Origin of the sequence: Spirillospora sp. NPDC049652, assembly GCF_040675125.1 — a bacterium.
GTDB lineage: Bacteria > Actinomycetota > Actinomycetes > Streptosporangiales > Streptosporangiaceae > Spirillospora.
The window spans coordinates 1-2,832 of the sequence record NZ_JBFAOF010000919.1; the positions used below are offsets into that span (position 1 = coordinate 1).

Consider the following 2,832-nt stretch of genomic DNA (forward strand, 5'->3'; position numbering starts at 1 on the left):
GTGGGTAGCCGCGCACGCCCTGATCGGCCTCGGCCGCATCGCCGAGCTGCGCGGGGACGTGGCGGGCGCGCGGGCCCTGTTCACCGAGGCGCTGCCGCCGCTGGTCGAGATCGAGGCGCGTCCCGAGCTGGCGCGCGCCCTCGCCGGGCTCGGCCGCGTCGCGCTCGCCGCCGGGGACCTGCCCGCCGCGCGCCGCTCCCTCGCCCAGTCGCTGGTGCTGAGCCGAGCCTCCGGCGTCCGGCCCGAGATCGCGCGCGGCCTGGAGGCGTTCGCCGAGCTGCTCGCGCGCGAGGGCGACCAGCGCGGCGCCGTGCTGGTCGCGGGCGCCGCCGCCGGGCTGCGCGAGGCCGCCGCGCACCGCCACACCCCGCATCCGGACGGCCCCGCCCACCCGCCCGGGACGTCCGGCTCGCCCGTGACCCGGACGCCCGGGCACGGCGCGCGCGTCGAACGCATGCTGGAGCCCATCCGGCGGGCCATGGGCGAACCGGTCGTCGCGCAGTGGTTCGGCGAGGGCAGCGCCCTCGGCCCGGACGAGGCGATCGACCTGGCCCTCGGCCCTGACGGCCACGCGGACCTGAAGGACGACGCCGCCGGAACCGGAACCGGGCCGTCGGCCCCGCACGCCGGTGAGACCGCCCCCGGCGCCGGAACGTCCCGTCCGTCCGCGCGCACCGTGTCCCTGGACGTCTCCGGCCTGGAGCACCCGAGCCCAGCGGAGACCGGGCCGCCCCTAGGGAGCCTCCGCGAGCCGGTGAGCGCGGCGGCCGGTCCGCCCGGCGCGCCGTCCGCGCCGGTGACCCCGCCCAGCACGCTGACCGCCCGCGAACGGGAGATCGCGCAGCTCATCGCGCGCGGCCTCAGCAACAAGGGGATCGCGCGGGAACTGGTCATCAGCCCCGCCACGGCCGCCCGGCACGTCGCCAACATCCTCACCAAGCTCGGCTTCAACTCCCGCGCCCAGATCGCCGTCTGGGCCGTGGACCACCAGCTCGCCGACCAGCCGCAGCTCCGCTGACCCCGCGCCCGCCGCGCCCGCGCACCCCCGCCGCGGCTCCGCTGGGTTACATACGTACGTGCACACTTGTGCGCATGTGCGGCCGGGGTCGCCGACCGTAGCGTCGGCCCCATGATCTGCATGCGTGTGGACGCGGCCGCCGGGCACCCGGCGGTCACGGTGTCCCGTGCGGTGTTCGGCGTGACACCCGCGGAGGACCCGGTGACCGAGCTGCGCACCGGCGGCCGCCTCGCCGTCGTGGACGCGCTGGGCGACCGGTTGATGACCCACGCCGAACTGGCCGCCGCCGTCGGGTCCCTCGCGGCCGGACTGGCCCGCGAGGGCGTCGGCCCCGGCACCGTCGTCGCCCTCCACCTGCCCGACAGCCCCGAGTTCGTCGTCGCGCTGCACGCCGTCACGGCCGCCGGCGCGACCCCCATGCCGGTGCGGCCCACCACCCCGGCCGCCGAACTCGCCGACCTGCTCGCCAAGGCGGACGCCGGCGTCCTCATCACCTGGCCGGTGCTGCTCGACATCGCCAAGGCCGCCGTCCGCGAACGGCCCGTCCGCCGGATGTTCTGCTTCGGCGACGAACCCGACGTCGAGTCCGTCTCCGCCCTGCGCACCGGCGCCGCCGCACCGGACGTCCCCGTCGACCCGGCCCGCGACGCCGCGCTCATCGCCTGCACCCGCGGCGACGGCGTCCCGCCCCGCGCCGTCCGGCTCACCCACGCCGAGGTCGTCGCCGGACTCACCCGCGTCGCCGACGCCGGGCTGGTCGGACCGTCCGACGTCGCCCTGTCGGCGCTGCCGCTCGCCGACCCCATCGCGCTGAACGGCCTGCTCAACCCCGGGCTGCGGCTCGGCGCGACGATCGTCACGCTCGCCGGCGCCGGCCGCCACGAACTGCTCCGCGCGATCCAGGACCACCGCGTCACCGTCCTGCTCGCACCGCCCCGGCTGGTCGAGGTGCTCGCCTACGACCGGTCCGTCCCGCGCTACAACCTGCGCTCGCTGCGCGCCGTCGTCAGCACCGGCGGGCCGCTGTCCGCCGAGGCCGCGCGCGCCTGCGCCAACCGGCTCGGCTGCCCCGTCCGCCAGGCGTACGGGACGGCCGAGGCCGCCGGGATCACCCACCTCAACCCGCGCGGGGTGGAGGAGGGCACGCTCGACTCGGTCGGCCTCGGCCTGCTCGGCGTCGCCTGGCGGGTCGTCGACCCGGCCACCGGCACCGACCAGCCCGCCTACCAACCGGGCGAACTGTGCCTGCGGCTGCCGATGACCTCGGCGGCCGCGGTCCCGGTGCGCTGGCTCACCACCGGCGACCAGGCGTTCGCCGACGAGCACGGCCGCGTCTACATCCTCGGCCGGCTCGGCGCCGCCCGCCCCGAGCCGCCCGCCGAGCCCGACGCCGTCCTCGCCGCGCACCCCGCCGTCGCCGACGCCGTCATCGTGCCCGTCCCCGACCTGGAGGTCGGGCTCGCGCCGCACGCGTTCATCGTCGCGACGCGCCCGGTCGCCCGCGACGAACTGCTCGCCTACGTCAACGGCCACGTGCCGTCCTACCGGAGGGTGGTCGCCCTGCACGTCGTCGACCTGATCCCGCGGTCCCCGTCCGGACGGGTCCGCCGCCGGGCGTTGCTGCAGCGTGCGGGGCTGTCCTGATGAGCTACACACCCACCTACACAGTTCTGCGGATGTGGCCGCCCGGCCCGGGTCCGTACGTTCACCCCATGCCTGACGCAGAAGCTGGTCCCGGGACGCTGGCCGAGCCCACCGTGACCAGGGCGGTCCTGTCGTCCGCCCGCGAGCACGCGGCCCGGTTCGGCGGCCGC

At 77.5% G+C, this 2,832-nt stretch carries 2 protein-coding genes; both read left to right on the forward strand.

The features are described from left to right. Positions 1 to 1,018 (forward strand): LuxR C-terminal-related transcriptional regulator (locus tag AB0J52_RS34845; protein ID WP_500187160.1); only part of this gene is annotated, 1,018 nt, incomplete at its 5' end. 111 nt (positions 1,019 to 1,129) lie between these two features. Continuing rightward, positions 1,130 to 2,662 carry an AMP-binding protein gene (locus AB0J52_RS34850; RefSeq protein ID WP_500187161.1) on the forward strand — a complete coding sequence of 511 codons (1,533 nt, stop codon included), beginning with the start codon at positions 1,130 to 1,132 and terminating at the stop codon, positions 2,660 to 2,662. Positions 2,663 to 2,832 lie beyond the last annotated feature (170 nt).